16 protein-coding genes are annotated in these 20,375 nt (G+C 42.9%); 7 read left to right on the plus strand and 9 right to left on the minus strand.

Annotated features, from left to right (window positions below):
* The first annotated feature begins 441 nt into the window (after positions 1-441).
* Positions 442-1,404, plus strand: a complete 963-nt coding sequence (locus ACMXYS_RS01105; RefSeq protein ID WP_415897351.1) for a site-specific integrase — start codon at positions 442-444, stop codon at positions 1,402-1,404.
* A 747-nt stretch (positions 1,405-2,151) separates the two neighbouring features.
* Here the strand turns inward: ACMXYS_RS01105 and ACMXYS_RS01110 are convergent.
* Positions 2,152-3,120, minus strand: coding sequence for a hypothetical protein (locus ACMXYS_RS01110; RefSeq protein WP_415897352.1), 969 nt, complete (start codon positions 3,118-3,120; stop codon positions 2,152-2,154).
* A 139-nt stretch (positions 3,121-3,259) separates the two neighbouring features.
* On the opposite strand from ACMXYS_RS01110, the gene ACMXYS_RS01115 reads away from it, so the two are divergent.
* Together ACMXYS_RS01115 and ACMXYS_RS01120 are read left to right on the plus strand one after the other, a co-directional pair.
* Positions 3,260-3,925, plus strand: a complete 666-nt coding sequence (locus tag ACMXYS_RS01115) for a restriction endonuclease (RefSeq protein ID WP_415897353.1) — start codon at positions 3,260-3,262, stop codon at positions 3,923-3,925.
* 214 nt (positions 3,926-4,139) lie between these two features.
* Complete coding sequence (locus tag ACMXYS_RS01120) at positions 4,140-4,997, plus strand: hypothetical protein (RefSeq protein WP_415897354.1); 858 nt, start codon at positions 4,140-4,142, stop codon at positions 4,995-4,997.
* 594 nt (positions 4,998-5,591) lie between these two features.
* Here the strand turns inward: ACMXYS_RS01120 and ACMXYS_RS01125 are convergent.
* Positions 5,592-7,319, minus strand: a complete 1,728-nt coding sequence (locus tag ACMXYS_RS01125; protein WP_415883155.1) for a S8 family serine peptidase — start codon at positions 7,317-7,319, stop codon at positions 5,592-5,594.
* Between the two features lie 490 nt (positions 7,320-7,809).
* Between ACMXYS_RS01125 and ACMXYS_RS01130 the strand changes: the two genes are divergently transcribed.
* A complete protein-coding gene (locus ACMXYS_RS01130) occupies positions 7,810-8,676 on the plus strand; it encodes a class I SAM-dependent methyltransferase (RefSeq protein ID WP_415897355.1) in 867 nt (288 codons plus the stop codon).
* Between the two features lie 142 nt (positions 8,677-8,818).
* On the opposite strand, the gene ACMXYS_RS01135 is transcribed toward ACMXYS_RS01130, so the two are convergent.
* Positions 8,819-9,970 carry a PQQ-dependent sugar dehydrogenase gene (locus ACMXYS_RS01135; RefSeq protein ID WP_415883157.1) on the minus strand — a complete coding sequence of 384 codons (1,152 nt, stop codon included), beginning with the start codon at positions 9,968-9,970 and terminating at the stop codon, positions 8,819-8,821.
* 267 nt (positions 9,971-10,237) lie between these two features.
* Between ACMXYS_RS01135 and ACMXYS_RS01140 the strand changes: the two genes are divergently transcribed.
* Entirely contained in the window at positions 10,238-10,597 is a 360-nt protein-coding gene (locus ACMXYS_RS01140; protein WP_415883158.1) for a hypothetical protein, read from the plus strand.
* Between the two features lie 5 nt (positions 10,598-10,602).
* Here ACMXYS_RS01140 and ACMXYS_RS01145 read toward each other — a convergent pair whose 3' ends face one another.
* Positions 10,603-11,946: a GGDEF domain-containing protein gene (locus ACMXYS_RS01145; protein ID WP_415883159.1), complete on the minus strand. Its 1,344-nt coding sequence runs from the start codon at positions 11,944-11,946 to the stop codon at positions 10,603-10,605.
* 166 nt (positions 11,947-12,112) lie between these two features.
* On the opposite strand from ACMXYS_RS01145, the gene ACMXYS_RS01150 reads away from it, so the two are divergent.
* Positions 12,113-13,420 (plus strand): ABC1 kinase family protein, encoded by a 1,308-nt coding sequence (locus ACMXYS_RS01150; protein WP_415883160.1) that lies wholly within the window; start codon positions 12,113-12,115, stop codon positions 13,418-13,420.
* Positions 13,421-13,423: 3 nt separating this feature from the next.
* Here ACMXYS_RS01150 and ACMXYS_RS01155 read toward each other — a convergent pair whose 3' ends face one another.
* The 3 genes from ACMXYS_RS01155 to ACMXYS_RS01165 all read right to left on the minus strand — a co-directional run bounded on the left by ACMXYS_RS01155 (position 13,424) and on the right by ACMXYS_RS01165 (position 17,496).
* Positions 13,424-14,011, minus strand: coding sequence for a TetR/AcrR family transcriptional regulator (locus ACMXYS_RS01155; protein WP_415883161.1), 588 nt, complete (start codon positions 14,009-14,011; stop codon positions 13,424-13,426).
* Between the two features lie 133 nt (positions 14,012-14,144).
* A complete protein-coding gene (locus ACMXYS_RS01160) occupies positions 14,145-14,516 on the minus strand; it encodes a thiol-disulfide oxidoreductase DCC family protein (RefSeq protein WP_415883162.1) in 372 nt (123 codons plus the stop codon).
* 160 nt (positions 14,517-14,676) lie between these two features.
* A complete protein-coding gene (locus tag ACMXYS_RS01165; protein ID WP_415883163.1) occupies positions 14,677-17,496 on the minus strand; it encodes an EAL domain-containing protein in 2,820 nt (939 codons plus the stop codon).
* A 130-nt stretch (positions 17,497-17,626) separates the two neighbouring features.
* Between ACMXYS_RS01165 and ACMXYS_RS01170 the strand changes: the two genes are divergently transcribed.
* Positions 17,627-18,595 carry a hypothetical protein gene (locus ACMXYS_RS01170; protein ID WP_415883164.1) on the plus strand — a complete coding sequence of 323 codons (969 nt, stop codon included), beginning with the start codon at positions 17,627-17,629 and terminating at the stop codon, positions 18,593-18,595.
* A gap of 5 nt (positions 18,596-18,600) precedes the next feature.
* Here ACMXYS_RS01170 and ACMXYS_RS01175 read toward each other — a convergent pair whose 3' ends face one another.
* Together ACMXYS_RS01175 and ACMXYS_RS01180 are read right to left on the minus strand one after the other, a co-directional pair.
* Positions 18,601-18,948 (minus strand): hypothetical protein, encoded by a 348-nt coding sequence (locus ACMXYS_RS01175; protein ID WP_415883165.1) that lies wholly within the window; start codon positions 18,946-18,948, stop codon positions 18,601-18,603.
* Positions 18,949-19,360: 412 nt separating this feature from the next.
* Positions 19,361-20,344 carry an HDOD domain-containing protein gene (locus ACMXYS_RS01180; protein ID WP_415897356.1) on the minus strand — a complete coding sequence of 328 codons (984 nt, stop codon included), beginning with the start codon at positions 20,342-20,344 and terminating at the stop codon, positions 19,361-19,363.
* Between the last annotated feature and the right edge of the window lie 31 nt (positions 20,345-20,375).

Below are 20,375 nucleotides of genomic sequence, written 5' to 3' on the forward strand. Positions count from 1 at the left end.
ACCTTGAACCAAATAATGTTTATATTCTATCGGCACTAGTGTCAAGTTCTTAAGCGTGTGTTTTGACTATAGTCATATATTATAAATATTGGTGTTTAGTTGTGTTATGGCTTGGGAAGCCAGGTTCTTAACCCGCGATTCATTGAGAGAAGGGCGAGTAAGTCGCTGTCACTGTATCTTGAACAACAGACTATTAAACCGGTGAATCATCACCTGAGTGAGCAACAGAGTCGAACACCCTTACTCACCCACGCTATGAATAAGAAGGGAAACCAGTAATCATGCTGCTTCCCTTTTGTTTAGCTTGCTACTGATTAAGTGTGCCGTGTGGTGTGGTCACAATATGATCACACTGGAGCTAAGTTTCAGCCCGACAACTTATCGCCGGCGTCCTATGATGCTCATCGTACACAACAACCTTATAGATGTCGGTGATGATCAATGGCAACAATCCGGAAGCTCAGAAGTAAGTGGCAGGCTCAGGTTCGTATCAAAGGGCATAAGCCTCAGGCCAAGTCATTCACATTAAAGTCTGATGCAATCGCTTGGGCTCGTCTTATTGAGGCAGAAATTCAACAAGGGGTGTTTGTTGATACGTCTAAGGCTGAGCAGATGACCGTCAGTGACGCGATTGAGCGCTTTCTTCAAAGTATCAGTGACAAGAAGAAGCAGGCCATAGAGCGCTCTACAGCTCGTCCAGTGCAAGCAGAGTTAGGTGCTGTGTCATTGTTCAATTTGACCAATCAACACCTAGCTGAATTTCGAGATTCACAACTCCAACAGGTTGGGCCGACTACGGTTGTTCACCGCCTTTCCCTACTCAGTAAAGTGCTGAAAATTGCTGCACAAGAATGGAATGTCCCTTTCCCTAAGGGAATCCCTAGTGTCCGAAAACCAAAACGACCTTCCGGACGTGATCGTCGGTTGTTGGATGGTGAGTTTGATCTACTGCAGGAATCCCTTTCTGAGACTCCGGTAGTACAAAAGGTTGTTGCCTTTGCTGTGGAAACAGCCATGCGTAGAGGGGAATTGGTGAAGATTAGATGGGAGCATATCGACCTTAAAAATCGGACACTACATATACCCGAAACCAAGACCGGTGTTCCCCGTGATGTGCCTTTGTCATCGGCTGCTGTAGAGGTGCTGATGTCAATCAGTAGGGTAAATGATTTCGTCTTTAATATACGCCCAGATAGCGTCTCTCAAGCGTTTGAGAGAGCTTGTAAGCGTGTGGGTATCGAAGGTTTACGTTTTCATGATTTGCGCCATGAAGCCACCAGTCGATTGTTTGAGAAAGGCCTGAATACTATGGAAGTGGCAACGATTACCGGGCATAAAACGCTGGAAATGCTGAATCGTTATACGCACCTACGTGCAAGTGATTTAGTTAGCCGAATTGGTTAACGAGGGTTAATAAAGGTTTAGTGCATATACCTCTGAAGTTAAAAGAACGTTACATAAAAGTACTGGGTAAGTTATATAAATCGTGCGTGAATTTCAGTGTGATAGGGCCGGGAAGGCGCATGAAGTCAGGGTTTCTATAGCTAATGTAAGCATGAAAAATAATCTCGTTGTTAGGCAGTGGCTTTACCACCAAAAAGAGGCTCTAGAGTAACGCTTATAGGTTTATAAAAAGCGTTTTTCCGTATAACTAGTTTATAACCTTTATTAACTTTGCGGCTAAGTGTAAGGGTAAAACTGATTACTACTCAGGGAGTGGAGCGAACAGGGTTAGTGTGTTTTATCCGTATCTATAGTATTGACAAGTAATTGCCGGATCTTTTGATATGGGCTGTAAGCCTTTCCTGGCGTGTTTTAGTGAGGGCGTGGGATTGTTGTTTTTGATAGAGATCGCAAAGCAGGAGGGCTGTGAGGAGCTTAGGTGGTGGGTTTTTGGCAGGAAGGCTTTTAGCTGCCGGATCGTGCTCAGTACATTTCTATCTGCGGAGTAAGGTAGTACGTTACATAAGATTCAGATCTGACGTAAAAAGATGGTACTCCGGACTCAATAATGTAATAGCTACTTCAATAGATCTGTCACGTTTTCCACCCTTTTTTATTATTTATTAATATTAATTATTAGATATATTAAAAAAGAATGGGAAGCGTGACAGGATTTATAGATTCCGGGTAACAATTTGATTGTTGGCATTATGCCGGTGCAGTTTGTTGAAGTTGTTTTTCTTGTCTCTTTTTTTCTCGGTGCCGTCTTTGCCTTTCGGCTGCTTTTCTTCTCTTTTCTTCCAATTTGGGATCCGACGTGCCGTGATTTTTTTCGAGCAGTGCTTCTATATTGTTCCGGGCTTTACCGCATTCAGTTTGGAAAGAACAGTCTGAACACAAGGTAGCTTGAGATCCTGAATGAGGAATACCCCAGCAAGACGGCTTATAAGCTTCTTCGTGGAAGTCTGTACGTGGAGTGTTGGAACATTCTTCCTTTTTCTCCACAGCAAGTGCGTGAATTCGTGTACCAAATTCTCGAATGACGACTTCATCGTTCAGGAAGTGTTTTTCCATTTGAATCGCAATGTTTGTCGCTTGAGTACGTTTGTTGTCGCTTTTTTTAATTTGTGTGACTAGGTCCTTAATCATCGTGTCTTGTAGTGCGAGTTTGCGATAGTTTTGATAGCAGAACTGCTCGTTTTCGATATGGAATGGGCCAATGTACGAGTTAGAGCCTATGTGCTTCTCGTAAGCAGCTTTGACAGGGGCGCTGTAAAGTTGGTTCGGACGGGGTAGCTTTTTATATTGGCGATCAACTAGAGTGTTGAAGGCAATGCGAATCGCAGTGTCATATGCTATCCCATACTGGTCTGCACATTGTCGTGCTAGCCATAGAGAGGTCACCTCTGTAGGGCGGAGCTCAATTAAGTTTGCAGACTTGATAGGCTGTTTTTTCTCTGCCTCGTGAAAGTCCTTGTTCTTGGCGTGCTGCTCTCTGAATACTTTTATGTACTTCTCAGCAAATAACTCGGTGAGGGTTACTGGATCAGTCATTCGGTAGTCATACCATCTAGTGTGGTTGAGTTCCGGTTCTTTATGCCAAAGCTCACCAGAAATCATCGGGGCAGTTGATAGGATGTGAGCGGAACGCTCTTGCTCAAGTAATATATTCTGCATTGTTTCTTTCGCTTGGTTAGTGGGTGGTTTGCTGTTTTCTTTATTTTTATAATTATTTTTCAATGAGTTAAGTGAATATTTTTCGTTTGACTATTTGTCTCTCAGAAGTAGAATTAGTGCTGTAACTGAGGACGGAAATATGTCACGGAGAGGACGCACCACCCTTTTTGAAGATCTTATCGATCTCGCATCAATTCTACCGTATTGGGTTAGCCTCTTAATTGCGGTGGTTGCCTATGTTGGCCTTCACTATTACTCAATATCAGAAATTCAGCCTGTAGCTAATTCTGCCACTGTAATGGCACAGCATATGACTGGGACGTTACTCAGAGGTATTGCGTCCTTCTTGCAATATGTCATTCCTGCCGCATTTGTTTTAGGTGCATTGCTATCAGGCATTAAGTCTTTTCAAGCGCGAGCACAAGCTCGTAGATACCAGCAGTGGTCGGCTCCATCATCAACAGTACCTAGCCCACGCCCAGCAAAGGGAAGACATCAACCAAAACCCACTGATGATATAAACTGGCAGCAATTTGAACTGTTGGTTGGTGAAGCTTTTAGGAAGAAAGGCTTTCGAGTTGTTCATGGTGGTGATGTTGGAGCAGATGGAGGTGTGGATGTCCGGCTTCGTAAGAATGGAAAAGAGTATCTGGTTCAGTGTAAGCACTGGAAGACCAAGCGGGTCGGTGTGTCTGTAATTCGTGAGCTTTATGGTGTGATGGTCTCATCCGGTGTGGCAGGCGGTTATGTGGTCACTTCACTGAAGAGGCTGAGAGCTTCTGTGAGGGGAAACCTCTCAAGTTAGTTAATGGTTAAGGATTAGCAAAATTGCTTGATAGGAAGCTTGAGGTTGGCTCAGAGAACAAAGCTAAGAATATAGTTGAAACTGAAGCAGTTAAGTGCTCGAAATTTGGCTCGGTAATGAGTTTTTGGAGTGCTCTCGGTTCCGGAGTGTACGGAAGTGTTTCTTTAGATCGCTAGAAAAGTTTTTAACGTGGCTTGAAGTAAGAGGGAAGATAATGACAGACAGCAGTAGCGCTAAACCTAAAGCCAACCGGTCTTTTGAGAAAGGTTTTTTTTGGGGGATTGTTGCAGTATTCGTGTGTTTCTATGTAGTTATGGTGGTAGACGATTGGTTTCCCAATAAAGAATCAAAAATTGATTATGTTCATATAGTGAATTCTGATAAGGATGTTAAGCAGGTTTCGCGAGGAAAAGCATGCTCAATTAAATTGGGTTGTGAGTTAGATGCAGTCATCTTTCTGGGAGAGATAAATGATAGATCTGTAGAAATGCTTAAAGATGTTATCAATGCTAAGCAAAGTAAGTGGGTATGTTTCAACAGCTTTGGTGGAAACACAAAAGCTGCACTTGATCTTTCAAAGTTTATAAAAGACGAGAGGATAAATACCTGTCTTGCGGACTACTATGAAGTTGATGACGCTGAAGTTCCAATAGTAAACACTGAGTGTTCGAGTGCATGTAACCAGGCCTTTCTTTCGGCAGAAAAGAGGCTGAAGATAGGGAACACCGCTAAATTTTCTGGGCATGCTTACGCTACTAAAGATAGTCTTCGAATTGATTTTTTATTCATCGATTGGCTTATTATGACAACTCGAATCAAGGATAACTCGGACTTCTTTGAAGCTATTTACTACGCTAATACGCCTGATAGGGCCTCTCATGAAGAGTATGCTAGAAAGGTTTCTAATATTAGTCATCATGATCGTATGTATAGTTTGTCGTTAAAGAAAATGAATCACTATAAAATTTTCACTGAAACTTGTTTTGATGGTTTAGCTTCATGTCAAACGTTTGCTAAAGGACAGCAACGAGTAAATGGCATAGGGTTGGAGAAAAACACTTCGAATATGTAGGGTTAGATCACACTCTGGTCACAGTGCCGCATCAACATGTGCTGTGACCGATTCTCCACCGGATTTCAGTGTAAAATCCTAACCGTGATGGTGTCTAGAGATCGTCTCACACACGGCTTATGAGAGCGCTCTTAGCCCGGTTTCCGATCCTGTTGGTCGGGGGTTCGAATCCCTCCAGGCGCGCCACTTTTTCTATCGCAGTAATCTATCTCCTCGCACTTCGACTGATTTAATGTACCGATCTGGAGGGTGAATCGAGCAGCGCGAGATAACATCGGAGCCTGCGACGATGGCCCGTAGGGTGAGCTTTAGCGAATAAATCCCCCGATGGGTTCGAGCCGAGCGAAGCGACGGCCCGAAGGGTGAGCGCTAGCGAATAATCCCATTCTTTTCTATTTTCTTATGTTTTTTACTATTAACTTCAATCGAGCTACCGACGTGTCCCTAGAACATCTGAGTTGAGCAAGTACCGGTATTCTCACTTATGGCCACAGTGCCGCATGAAGAGCGTTCAGTAGACCAGTCTCCGAGGGAGGTGGTCTACATGAGGGTAAACAGAAACCACTAAATTGCTTTGATTCTTTGCTTGGGCTACTAACAACCTCGTTTAGGATGACACTTTGTGCTACCTGAGCCTGACCCATCATCTGTGCTGCTAGAATCGACGCTGATTTGCTCACTCAACACCCATTCAGAGGAGCCAGCGCTGTTAGATGCTCTTAATCGGTACTTGTATGTTCCATCCCCTAAGCTATGGATAAAGCTAGTGGTATCTGCAGCAATATGGCTATCAGCATTCAATACATCAGCATATGCCCCCCATTTTTTGCCTCGAGCTTTTTTACTAACCTGTAACTCGTACCACTCCTCAGTATCGACATCGAACCAAGATAGTGAAACTTCACTTCCATTCACAGATGCATCAAATAGTGATGGTGCATCAGGAGCCTGTAATGTTGGTTCTGGTTCGGAAGGCGGTTCAGTAGACAGTGCTTGCATTGCTAAATATGCGTCTGCGATACCTGTTCCGCAACCGTTACATGTAGCAGGGAAAGAACGAGCATTTTCTTTTATGAGTTGCTCAATCTCCATTGGAGTGATTGCAGTGTTTTCAGAGTAAAGTAAGGCTGCTAAACCAGAGATATGTGGTGCAGCCATACTCGTTCCGGCCATGCCCACGTATCGTTCGTTACCTGGCCCTGTTACGCCGTCATTATGCGTCGAAATTACATATGTGCTAGTACTGGTACTTCCTTCACCACCGGGTGAAGCTATATCAACAAGGTCCCCATAATTGGAATAATTTGCCTTGCCTCCGCTTCGGTTAACCGCTGCAACATTGATAGCATTTGAACAGCTTGCAGGGGTGAAATTCGCTGTGTTGGTGTTACTGTTACCGGCAGAGACAATAACGCTGACGTTGTTCGAGACTGCATAATTAATAGCTGCTTGCATTGATGAGTTGGGATCACAGCTGCTATTTCCACCTAAACTCATGTTGATTACATTTGCGCCGTTGTCGGTTGCCCAGTAGATGGCATCTGAAATATCTGAGTAAGTTCCCCCACCGACACCAAGCACGCGCACATGCATGAGTTGAACGCGGTCATATCCGACACCGGCCAAACCATTACCATTGTTCGTTACAGCACCGACAGTGCCAGCTACGTGAGTGCCATGCCAGCTGCTGCTCTGTGCTGGATCGGTATTATCTCCAGGATCACTCGGATCAGAATCACGGCCATTACCATCATTGGCTATGTCGACGGAACTGATCATGTCATAACCAGGAATGGTATTAGCGTTTAAATCTGAGTGATCAGTGCTTCCAGTGTCAAGAATGGCTACAACCGCTTTTTGGTCGCTGCTATTAAGGTTTTCCCATGCTTGTGTTGCATTTAATCCGCCTGGTTCACTTGGGCTGGAGTTCGGGCCAAAGTAATGCCATTGGTAATCTTGAAGCAGGGGATCGTTTGGAAGTGCGAAAGGAACCATGTGGATGTCTGGTTCCGCATGGGAAATACCTTCAATTTTAGATAATGCCTTTGCTAGACCTTCGGCTTGGTTAGGTGATTTTAGTTCATCAAGTTGAAAAATTAGCCGGCCATTTGCTGTTTCGCGGAGAAAGCTCATAGGGACGCCAGCTGCTTGAGAGAGGCGATCTGCTTCAAACCGACCATTTGCAAATTGGTCGTCAAATTTAACAATCAATTGATCCGTACCTGTTGCAGAAGGAGCTGCGTGTAAGTACATGGGAGAAGATGAAAGCAGCAGCGAAGCTAGAATTGCTTTTGGAGTATTTAATCTATTGAAGGAAGGCATGATTGTTCCTCATTAGTTCTCATTTCAAAATCTCTATTGAATATTCAAGCTGCAATAAGCGAACCAAAATAAAAAAAAGTTAAATATTAATAGGATTTAATCATGCCTCGATTTTATCTACTTTAGAAAATATTAATAGAAAAGATTTATTAAAATTTTATCTATATTTTCGCTCTATCTCTTTGTTTTTGTTGGCTATATCGTCTGAGATGAAGATGTGCGCTGGTAGCGTTTACGGTGTGTTTTTCTGTGGTCAGTATTTAGAGGAATTGATCTTAGTTTGTAACAAAATTGAATCGGAAAGGCTCGCCTTTTTTACAGATTAAACTTTTCCGAATTATGATGGTGAAGTGCATAAATGCGATGCATTTTTTTTCGCAAAATGCGAAATGTTATTCGTGCTTTTGTATAACTATCTGATAGTTATTTGTTTTTTGTTTGGTGCGTTTATTGCTGTTTGATTGTTTAACAGTCAATAGAGGTTTTTAAAATGAAAACTGATGTCGATAAGCTCAAAATACTAGATTTAAATCGCCGATTTCATGATGAGGTCGAAGCCAATAATTATGATGAACGCATGGGGGTAAACCATTCAATATTAGAGGTTCAAAATACAATTATAGAGCTAGAGTCAGTCTTGGGAAGGCCTTTGCCTGCTAAAGGGAGGGTTGTTGATTTAGGGGCTGGCACTGGAAATATATCTATAAAACTAGCTTTGGACGGGCGTTTTGAAAAAGTAACGGCGGTAGATATTAGCAGTAAGAGTCTCCAAGTGCTGGAAAATACAGCATTGAAACACGGTGTTGAAGTAGACACTATCGTCTCAGATATGCAGAAGCTCCCCTTTGAGACGAATAGTTTAGATTTAACTGTAGGGTGTGCATTTCTACACCATTTGCCTGATCCGGTAGCTTTTATGCTTGAAGTTCGCCGGGTTCTTAAACCTGAGGCTCCGTTTATCATCATAGGAGAGCCTAGTTACTTTGGTGCAGCTGTAACGAATATGGTTAAGTTTCCGCTGGTATTGATAAATAGGCTTAGAAACTCTTTTTCAAGGGAGAGACTGTTTCATTGGGAGCATGACCAAATCGACGTGCATACATTCTCTCACGATGATATAGCTGAGATTTTTAATAACAATTTTAAGGAGATTAGAGTCAGCAGTGAAGGTTTTGCAGAGCCGGTTATCGATCAAGCTGCTTTAGTGCCATTGCGGCATGTTTTACCGGATTGTCTTCCGCTTAGGGTTATATTTACTGTTATTAGAAAGGTTGCTAGGTTTACGGATTATTTAATCTTTAATCCACTACTGCCAGCATCAATGAAAGTTACCCTTAAAATTTCAGGTAGCTCGTGACTATTAACCAAGAGCAATAATATTGAGGGCGATTCATATCCATTGGTTCATTATTGACCGTTATTATGCATGTTTCTAAATGGGGTGAGCCACAGTGCCTTGTGAACTTGCTCTATACCGATTGGCCGGTGGTTTGAACATCTCAAGGTGTTACTTTAATCAGCCTTCCATTCCCGTCATCAGTCAAAAGATAAATAGCCCCTTCTTTATCAACTTCGATGTCCCTGATGCGAACATCTAAATCTTCCAAATAACGATGTTCTTCGTATTTTTGATTCGTTCCTGAAGAACTAGAAGCCTCGGTAAGTCGATTAAGATGGCTGCCTTTTAAAGCGCCGATTAGAAAATCGCCTTGCCACTCGTTGAATAGGTCTGCTTTATAACGGATCAAACCTGAGGGAGCGATTGAGGGAACGTAATAATATTCTGGCTGCTGCATCCCTTGTTTATGCGTGCCTTCACCAATTGATGGACCCCAGTACTCCTTGCCGTAAGTAATGATCGGCCAGCCGTAGTTTTTCCCTTTAAGGACTAAGTTGAGTTCGTCACCACCCCTAGGGCCGTGTTCATGAATCCATATATTGCTTTTCGAATCGATGAACATTCCCTGTGGGTTTCTATGGCCATAGCTGTAAATACTTTCAGGAATGGTCTGGCCTGATTTAGTGGTTATGCCTATGAATGGGTTGTCTTTGGGGATGCTGCCATCTGTTTTGATGCGATGGATTTTCCCTGCGTGATCGGTCAGGTCTTGAGAGCGGTGGCGCTGTCCTCTATCCCCCACGCTGATAAATAGATTGTCACCTGCTAGCGCAAGGCGTGAACCATAGTGGTGGACTTTGCCGCTGTAAGGGAGGGCGGTGAATAATACTGTCCAATTGACTAGTTCGAGGTTCGGGCTAAGTTCTGCAGAGGCTACGCGTGTAGTCGATCCCTTTGACCTGTCTTGGTGGCTGAAACTGACATAGAGCTTTCGATTGCTTGCAAATAGAGGGTCACGGAGTACGTCTAACAGCCCCCCCTGACCATCAGGGTTAATATCTTTAGGCCAGCCGGTCACTTTTTGTTTTTTCCCCGTGTTTGTATCGATAATCCAACCACCAACCTCTTTTTCTGTGATTAGCAACTCATGATCACTTATCCATGTCATGCCCCAAGGATAGTTAATGTCTTGAGCTATGACCTTTGTATTTAGTTGGGTTGCTGCTGAGGCGGAGAGTGATAAAGGCAGCCCTGCTATAAGAGCAAAAACTACTCCAAGAATAGGATGTTTATATAAGTCTAACGCTGTCATCGAAATGGCCTCATTGAATACGCTATTGACTGGTGATGAATAATTAAAATCCGTACGTTATGTTTTTAGAGATCAGATCATTAAGATTAGTTTAAATCAAAAGTGAGCGGGATAACTGTTTCTTCATCTATAGATTCAGTTGTTTATTGGTATCTAGATTCGAAATAGCACTTTGCTTTCAAAACGTTAAGCTCGCTACTTTCTTTGTGAACTGATACCTTTTTCAGGTGAAGGATAGGTTTAACAATAAAAGGGACAATAAAAAATATGAGCATGAAACAGATATCCACGCTGCTTGTGGGACTTGCGCTGATTACATCGTTTCAAGCTAAAGCCGATTGGCAGAAAGCTGACAACTACAGACAGAGTGATAAAACCGATATCTACTTAGCTGCCTCCTTGAATGCTTATACGGCTGCGAATGTTAACCTTGAAGGCTTGAGCCAAGCCCCTCTGTATTGTCAGCCAGAAAAAGTGGATTTAGGCCCAGAGCATGCTGTCTCTATTTTCGAGAAGGAACTGCAATACCGTATGATGGATGGCTCCAGAAATAGCCCTTTCTGGAAAGAAACCGATCTTGAGTATGTTTTATTGTGGGGCCTGCAACGTGCTTTCCCTTGTGATTAGTATTTCTAACCTCTGACGCAGTTTCTACCTGCCTGTTTAGCGGCATATAGGTTGGAGTCAGCTTCGTTAATGAGGTTTTGATAATCAGGGTGGCCCGAAAAGCTTGCTATACCAAAGGAAGCGGTAACATTAATGGTCCTTGATTCTGCAATTGTTATGGAGGTATCGTGGATGGTTTTTCGCATCCTTTCAGCCAGCTTCATGGTTTCTTGTATGTCCATTTCAGGAGCTACAATTAACATCTCTTCGCCGCCATATCGAAAAGCATAATCAGTTAATCTAATATTTTCCTTAATTAGTCTGCAGCATTGCCTCAGAACGGCATCACCCGCTTGATGTCCATATAGATCATTGACGCGTTTAAAGTGATCCAAGTCGATCATCATTATTGAGTAGGGTGGTCCGCCGTTAATCGCCATTTGAGTTTCTTGTTGCAAAATAGGGTCAAGAAAGCGGCGTTCTAATAAGGTTGTTAACGCATCTTGTTTAGACTCTTTGGCTAAATTGCAGTTGGCTTCTTCGGTCAAGTGCCAAATCAGTTCTTGCAGGATCTGTTTTAGTGCATTTAGATCCTCTGAACTGGCGTTACTGCCTTGGGCGTGTAAGTTCTCTCGGTGTTGGTCAGAGGAGTCTAATGCTACGTTAATTTTTTCCAGTCTTTTAGAGCTTGAAACGATCAGGGGAAGTTTGTGTTTTATCCACAAGCCGAAATCCTTTTGCTTAATTGATTCAGAAAAGGATTCACTTTCTTTTGGGAAAGCGATCAGATTGGAAGTCATCCACTGATAAATGCTGCTTTTGATCCGCTCTATCTCTAAGGCGAGCTCTTGCGCCGATGATGCCGTAATAAATTCTTGTGAGGTCCGTTCGTGCGCAACTTTTCCTCTGAGATAAGACTCATTAATGAGGCTCATAGCAGCATCTAGAATTTTGTTGACCAGAATGACGGAATCAATAGTTTGCGGTACTGCCAAGTTACTGCTTAAAACGGTATGAATGATGCCTTCTTTAATAATGGTCATACCTGCATCGACCAGAGGCATAGGTATTTCAACTCTAGAGTGAACCTCACCTACTTTTAAGTGGGATCTTAAAGAATCTTGTACTTGATCTTCACGTTTGGGGGCTAAAGTTTTTTTAAGCCATTGCCCGAGTTGCTTTTTTAGTCGAATCTCTACGAGGTGATTATCTAAAAATTGGGCAGATGCCTGATCTGAGAGCAGGACTGTATAGAACTTTTCAATATATGAAGGAATATTAGGTTCTATGATGGGTGATAGTTCTTTGAGAATGTTGTTTGCGTCCGTGTCAAAAATATTTCCATAGTAGTAACTGCTAACGCTAACCATAACTGCGCCCTAACGTTGTAATAACTATGTAGTGTTACTAACTCTAGTTTAAGGCTAGGCAATTACCAGTTGTGAGCGTGTTTGGTTTACGGAGTTTTAGCTTTCCTATACTGAAACCAGAGCCCGTAAGACAACTTTACTGGCAAGAACCTAGAGGAAAGTCACTGTGGTTAGAGATAAACCGGTTCCATCAAGCCGTGCAGGCCGTTTACTCAAGTTGGGCCGCCTTGCTGGTGGAATCGCTGGTGAGATGATCTCTGAAGGTGCAAGTCAACTGCTAGGAGGTAAGAGAGTCAAAGCAATAGATCTGCTGCTAACACCTGAAAATGCTAGGCAACTGACAGATAAGTTATCGGAAATGCGCGGCGCCGCCATGAAAGTTGGCCAGTTATTATCCATGGAGGCGGGGGATTATCTTCCACCTGAGCTTACCGATGTTCTAGCGACTCTACGTGAGAGCGCTTATACCATGCCACAAGGGCAAGTGGCTGATGTGTTGAAGAATGCTTGGGGCGTCGGTTGGGAGGAACAGTTCGAACACTTTTCTTTTACGCCAATTGCGGCGGCTTCTATAGGGCAGGTTCACGAGGCTAAAACTAAGCAAGGTCAGCATTTAGCGATAAAAATTCAGTATCCCGGGGTGCGCGTCAGTATCGATAGTGATGTAAATAATGTCTCTACTTTGTTCAAACTGTTACGCTTGGTGCCAAAAGGGTATGACCTTTCTCTACTCTTAGATGAGGCGAAACGGCAGTTGCATCAAGAGGCTGACTATAAAGCCGAAGCAGCCAGCATCGCAGAATATAGAAGTTGTCTCGGAAGTGATCCCAACTTCGATTTGCCTACAGTGGATAGTTCACGCAGCAGTGCTGAAGTACTCTCAATGTCGTTTGTGCCGGGTGTGCCTATAGAGTCACTGGCTGGTGAATCGAGTCAGTTACGTAATCGGATCGCTACCCGCATGTTGTCTCTGATGTTAAAAGAAGTCTTCGAATGGCAATTGGTTCAGACCGATGCCAATTTCGCGAATTATCGATACCAAGCCGAAAAGGAGTGTATAGGGTTGTTGGATTTTGGTGCGACGAGGCGTTATCCTGCTGAGTTTACTGAACAGCTCCGGCAATTGATGACGGCTGCACGGGATGATGACCTTCCTGCTATCGAAACTTATGCATTGGCGTTGGGTTATCTCCGGGCAGATGAGGATCCGGTTTATCGGCAAGGGTTATGCGAGATGATTCGTATGGTTGCTGAACCTCTACGGCAAGAGGGATGGTTTGATTTTGGCTGTTCAGATCTATCTAAGCGGGTGGCAAATCAGGCTATCTCTCTACGTGTTCGTCAGCGCTATATGCATCTACCGCCGACAGATGTACTGTTTTTGCATAGGAAATTCGCGGGTACTTATCTACTCTGTGCACGTTTGCGCGCGCAGGTAGATATTGCCTCCTTGATCAAACCTTATCTCGTCTAATCATTAGAATTGCCCGGATCTCTCCGCTTTTTCCAGCATCCTTAATAGTTTGCTATGTGCTTGAGCTTGTTGCGGACTCTGATCTCGACACCAAGCGCTTAACGTCACCAAAAAAATCCCTGTAAGTGTGATTTCTTGAATTTGGCGGCGCCGCCCTCCAGCATTTAACTCCGCTATATCAAGCCATAGTTGAACTAAGCGTGAGAGATCAAAAATCATGGGGCCCCAGTGGTGCATATGCGGTGGATGTAACTTTGCTTTAAGCATCTGAGTGGTTACCGCGTGATAGGGAGCGAGTGCTTCAAACCAGCGCCAAATAATATGATCCAAACGTGAAGTAAAAGGTAAGCCAAGAATCTCATCTCTATCTGCTGATAGCATGGTTTCTAGAGCCTGCGAAAACCAGAAATCGGCAATCGCATTGGTATCGGCGAAGTGTTTATAAATCTCACTGATTGAGGTGTCACAATGCACCGCGATATCGACCAAACTGAGGTCGTACCAGCTCCCCTGCTGTTGCGCTAAATCTAACGCTGTGTCGAGAATGGATTGGGTGTCCAAACTCTCTGGATTAGGTTGGGCATCATTCATAATTTACACATCGTTTAACAAGGGTGAGTTACATAACATCAAACCGAGTATGTTTAAGGGGCATGTTAAACAGTATAGGGCAGCAATTTGATGCTAAAAGGAAGGGGGTAAATAGAACTGGTTTGTCGGATCTTTACAAGCGCCCAGCTTTCCTTAAACGACGTATCACCAACCAATGGTATAACTTGCTGCTTAAAGGCCTGATCAGTGGGAGGCTTATGAACCAGCCTAAGAGTCGATAACTGGGTACTCTTTGCATCAGTATTCGATAGGCATCCAACTCCGAGTGGATTTTTCCATCTGCATCTCGAATATGCAGTTCGGTTAAGGCTTTCTGTGGGTCTATGCCTAGAGCTATCAATGCTTGCTCTTGGTCGGTGATATCAAACCATTCAACCGCCTCTGCAGCATTAGGATCTTGGCTTTCGTAGTTTTTACGATCTTGAACGCAACGAGGGCATGAGCCGTCATAGAAAACTGTGATTCTATTGTCGTTATCAGACATGGTTTACCGTCTCGTGAAAGAGGCTTACCTAAAGTGTGGGTCAAAGGTGCTAGAAATTAAAGGTTAATTAACAAGCGCTGCGGCACGCTATTATTTTGTTTTTACTACGGGGTGGCTTAGGTTGAAGGTGGTCGAACATAGCATTTAGACAACGGCTTCCTTAATAAAACTCAGATGCTATTAAATCCTGCTTACTTAGGGGTTTAGAAAAATAATACCCCTGAATCTGATCGCAATTTAGTTCATCCTTAACGAAGGCTACTTGTTCTTCGGTTTCAACTCCTTCTGCGAGCAGTTGCATGTTCATACCGTGAGCTAAACCTGAAATAGCCTTAACGATATGGCCCCCTTCTTCATCATGAGGAAGACCTTCAATAAATTGCTTATCAATTTTGAGTGTGTCGATTGGGAGCTGTTTTAGATAAGTCAGTGATGAGTATCCCGTTCCAAAATCATCGATAGCGATTGTGACTCCGAGTAATCGCAACTCATTCAATATGGAAAGCGCTGCTTGATAATCGTCAATGATCACATTTTCGGTAATCTCTACTTCAAGGCTATCTGTAGGCAGATTAAAGCGTTTTATATTCTTGTGAATAATCTGTGCAATATTTTGTCTTCTAAACTGCTGAGGTGAAATGTTGATCGCAATTTTGTTGATCTTTGAACCATCTCTTTGGAATTCCGCCATATCAGAGCAGGCTTGTTCAATCACCCAAGTACCAATCTCATCAATCAAACCGGTCTGTTCTGCGACAGGTATGAAAGTCGCAGGGGATAGATGTTTGATCGCTGGATGGTTACAACGAATGAGCGCTTCGATCGATAGATTATGACTGTGACAGCTTACTTGTGGTTGATAGTGTAGGTTAAAGGCTTTATCGCGAACCGCCTCTCGCAGTGAAAATTCAATTTTCTGTTGTTGCTCAATAGCCTGATTCATCTCTAGTTGGAAAAAACGGAATGAGTTTTTACCACTTTCTTTCGCATGGTACATCGCATGATCAGCGTTAATAAGGAGCTCTTCGGGCGTGCGGCCGTCTTTCGGGTAGATGCTTATTCCTATGCTGCCTGAGATATGGACCTGGTTGTTAAAAATATCAAAGGGGGTGTTAAGTTGTTTGAGGATTCTATCAACGACTTTAGGTAGATTAACGATGACTTGTTCAGGGTTTAAGCCCGGTATAAGGATCGTAAACTCATCGCCGCCCATGCGAGCGATAGAATCTTGCTCTCGAATACAGAGCTTCATCCGACTGCTGGCATCTTTTAAAAGTTGATCGCCAGTATTGTGTCCAAAGCTATCGTTGGCCGCTTTGAAACCGTCCAGATCGATATACATAACTGCTGCATGGGTGTGCTCTCTTTGAGCTTCGGCAATTATTTGACTTAAGCGGTCGTTGAATAGTATGCGGTTAGGAAGGTCTGTGAGAGGATCAAAGAATGCCATATGCTCTATTTTGTTCGCCGCTTCTATACGCTCAGAGACATCATTTTGAACCCCGACAAGGTGAGTTGCTTCGCCATCGGTTGTCGTTATGATCGACAGTGTAAATTCGTTCCAGAAGTAACTGCCATCCTTACGCTTGTTGCGCAGGACTACGGAGCATGTTTCTTGGTCAACAATCGCTTTCCTTATTTCTTCTAAGGCACTGCTATTCTCTGCAGATTGACTAAAGATGTTGGGGCTCTTACCAATGAGTTCTGCTGCAGAATATCCGGTCAATTTCGTGACCGCAGGGTTTATGTAAATGATTGGATAATTAGGTGCGTCATATTTACAAATTACGATGCCACTCTTAACGGCTTCAACCGCTTTGTATAACTGGGTTAGTTGTTGTTCTCGTTCTTTCTTCTCTGTTATTTCAAAGCAAAGGGTGCCTAGCCATTCAATCTCATCGTGAGTATTAAAAATTGGGAAAATTGTGGTTTCAAAATGACGTTCACGATTGTTTAAATTGAGTAGCTCTTCATGAGAAACTGGGATGGCTTCCGAAATAACCCGATGTTGTAGATCAACTCGTTTATTGAGCAGATCTTCACGAATTTTTCCATCTACATAGGGTGATAGGTAAGAAGTTCTATAGGCGTCATTCTGAATGATCTTTCTTCCATCAATACCTTTTAGACTAAGTCCTACGGGTAGGTGATTCACTACGCTCTTTAAGAGGCGATCCCTATTGTGAAGATCATCCAACATCTCGTTGATTGAACTGCCCAGAAGACCTATTTCATCATCAGGTAGCTTTTGTGTACGTGAATCAAGGGCGCCTGATTTTTGAGCGTGAATAGTCTTACTGATCAAACTTAGTGGACGAAGAATAACTTTGTAGAGAGTGGTTGTTGCTAATGCCAGCATCAAAAGAATAGCCGCGGAGATTGCGAACATATGATTGAGTAGAGCATTGTTCGCTAACGCCTCGGCTTCCGCCCAATTAAAACGTAAATAGAGGATGCCTTCGTAGCTATCAGGTTCAAGAGAAAAGGCTGACGAAATATTCACGTCTTTAGGTAATATTAATTGCTCAAAAGACTTTGGCTGAGGAGGGGTGTCCGTTAAGCGTTTTAATGGCGCAATAACGATTACATCTCCATTACGGTGAATAAAATCACCGAAAATATGCTGTTCTGCACTGCTATCAAGTAACTCAAGCATGTCTGCAGTGTGTTGATCTAAATCTGCATCTGGATGGGTACTCGAAGCCCAGATAATAGTGGGGTCCAGCGTGGCGAGGGTGATGCCATAAACTCCGGAGGTTTTTAGAGTGATCTCTTCTAATGCAAAGCGTAAATCTTGATAGCCAGGATTAATCTTCGAGGCTGCTCGTATGGTTGTTAGCATGAGCTCTGCGCGTTTATGCAGTTGTGAACGGAGTTCGGGTAATAAGCCCAGTTGCGTAATAATCGCAGCACTCAGAATTAACAGCGCAGCTCCCGCTAGGATAGGGAGTAAAAACTTGCGTTTGAGCGAAGTGCTCATGATCCAACCTCTTTATAGCACCACATGACCAAGTGATGTATTGGGACCAAGAATACCGTTTTTAGACGTTTATGTATCTACTTCTAATGTAATATGCTTATCAATAGTTTGCGAAATGGTGGGGGATAACATGCAGAGATTCTTAAAAAGCTTACTTCTTTTTTGTGCGATTAGTATATCAAGCGTCAATGCTAATACGAATCCGATCCGCGTGGCTTTGGATGACTTGCCGGGTGTGGATATGCTGCCTACCCTCATTGCTATTGAACGGGCTAAAGAGAGAGGCTTGAATATCAAGGTGAGCTATATGCTGTCAGAAGGTATGGCAATGAGAACTATCTTGAATAAACAAGCGGATATTGGCATGGGGACTCCTTACCAGAAAGTGCAGGAAACCGGTGCGGCCATTCGTATGTTTTACCAGTTAAATATGCTCCGCTTCCATCCTGTTGTGGATACGCGTTACTACACGAGTTGGGATGAGTTGGACGGCGTAGATATGTACTCCCATGGCAAAGGTTCAGGTACTGAAGCCTTAGTTAATATGATGGCCAAAAAACACGGTATTACATACGGAAAAATGGTCTACCTACCTGGCTCTGGTGTGCGCGCAAATGCCATGGTAAATGGAAGAATTCATGCGACCGTTGTGGATACAGAGCGTAAAAATCAGCTAATTTATCGGCCTAAATCCCCTTTTAAAGTACTCCCAATCGAGAAAATTGATGCTACAGATGAAGCGTTGTTCGCGAATGAGGCCTTTATTAGTGCTAACCAAAAAGAGCTCGGAATTTTAGTAGAAGAACTTCTATTTGTCTGGAGCAGAATGAATCTTGAGCCTGTATTTATTCTGGATCAGCGTAATAATTATGGATTACTGCCGAAAGTAGCAGATATTAAAATACTTCAATATGTACAGGAAATGGTTGCTGAGGGAGCTTTCCCTAATGATGGAGGCCGAGCATCAGCCTTCGCGGCCGATATAGCATTTTATGGTTTTGCGGGAACGATTAAACAACCTGAAAAGCAAACACTAGAGCAGTTTTGGGATTTTTCGATTCTTGACCAGGCTCTCGATTCTTCCTCTGTCGTTCAATAAGTGATCTAGGGTGCTTTAGGCATACTGCAGTTTTTTTCAGCTAAAATTGCTTGGTGTCCTGTAGCCATTAACCTTGGAAAGTTAATAATGCGAACGGTTAATTTTGGATGGTAGAGACCGTAGTTATGGATAGACTTACAGACATAAGCGGCAAACTTTTCGTGGTTTTCAGATTGTTGCGTGGTCCCAATCTTAAAAGTTGTTGCATTAATCCATGCGGCATCTAAAGCGATAGGCTCAAGTTCACTTTGGAATCTGAGTTCAATCTTTTGGTGTAGGGTGCTGTAATTTTTTGTTGCGTATGCGTTAAGCGATAATGAAAGCACAAAAAAGATAAGTCCGAAATTTTTCATAGGTATTATACCCTTTGTGTACTTGGCGGAGAGGTTGTTCGATCTGGCTTCCCCGTAAGAGCAAATCCCACTTCTCTATGATTCCATATACTGCCGAAAATTTCGTAGTAATATGAAGTTGTAGAATTGTATCTAGATATCTTGGCGGTAACGGATGGCCGTTTTAATGCTCTAAAAGAGTTCTGCAGTGTGGATAGAATGAATCGTCGTCCTTGTCCATGCGATGCAGTTTCTTTGTTGTGATGCGGTATGAATAATACTTTTTGTCTCTTATATGTCAATGTGATTTGTAAGGTTTTAACTTGCTCATATTGTTGTGATTATTCTTAATGTTTTTGAGACGATGTCTCTATTAAGCTAGGGGCCTGAGCTATGGGCTTCGTGTGATCTGTTAATATAGATGTGACTTCTGTCAGAGTTTATTTATAAGTTCTTTATAAATTTCTAATTCGATCCCTTTGCTATACAACTGCCTAGAGAGCTCTTCATCGTCGATTAGCTTTGACTGGCGTAGACGAGTGAGTTCGGAACAATAATTACCTATGTAAAGAGCTTGACTGTTTAGGTCCATACTCTCCAATTTAACCTTGCTCTGATATGTAAGAATGGGTCTGATCCAATCAGGATTTAGTGCCCATTCTTTCAATGCCATTAAGGTAAATTTGTGACTGTAGCGATTCATGATGTCACTGAAGAAGGATTTGGACGGGTATGTGCCAGGTGCTTCTGTTTCAAGAACATCAATGAGGAGTTTAAAGATGACTAATTTGCCAACATCATGAAGTAACCCATTGAGGTAAGCCTGAAATTCATTCATTCCTTTAGAGGATGCGTATAAAGCAGCCATTGTTGCCACATCATGGGAGTGTTGCCATATGTTAGCGCCAAAAAAGCGGAAATAGACAGAATTGATTTTCAGGTTGTCGACCATCAACGTGCTGATTACGAGCTTTCTTATTTCATCATTACCCATCATGATTACAGCATCATCAATGCTTTCAATCTCTGTTTTACTACAGCGATAAAAGGCAGAATTTGCTAGATGGAGTAACTTTCCAAGTAATACAGGATCTTCTTTGACGGTTGCAACAATTTTAGAGGAGCAGACGTTCTCATCAATTAACGCTTCCATCAATTCTAGAGAAGCATTGGCGATCTTAGGAATAGTATCGGGATTGAAATTAGTAAGTTCGGCTATTACTTTAGCGACGAGCTTGTCATCTAACTCGTTTGTATTGCCAATACTATTATGTTCATTTTGCACATCTTGCTCTAAAAGCGTGCTTATAAAAAGCTGAGAGATCTCCTCTGCAGTTGCTTGCGGAGCTCTACGTTTTGTCTCTGGAACTTGAGGTGGGTTTGCTTCTTTTTTTTTGAATAGGGACTTAAAAATCACTCTAAACACCAACTTTTAAGGTTGTGCTACT

This window comes from Neptuniibacter sp. QD57_21 (genome assembly GCF_047778075.1).
Taxonomy (GTDB): Bacteria; Pseudomonadota; Gammaproteobacteria; order Pseudomonadales; family Balneatricaceae; genus Neptuniibacter.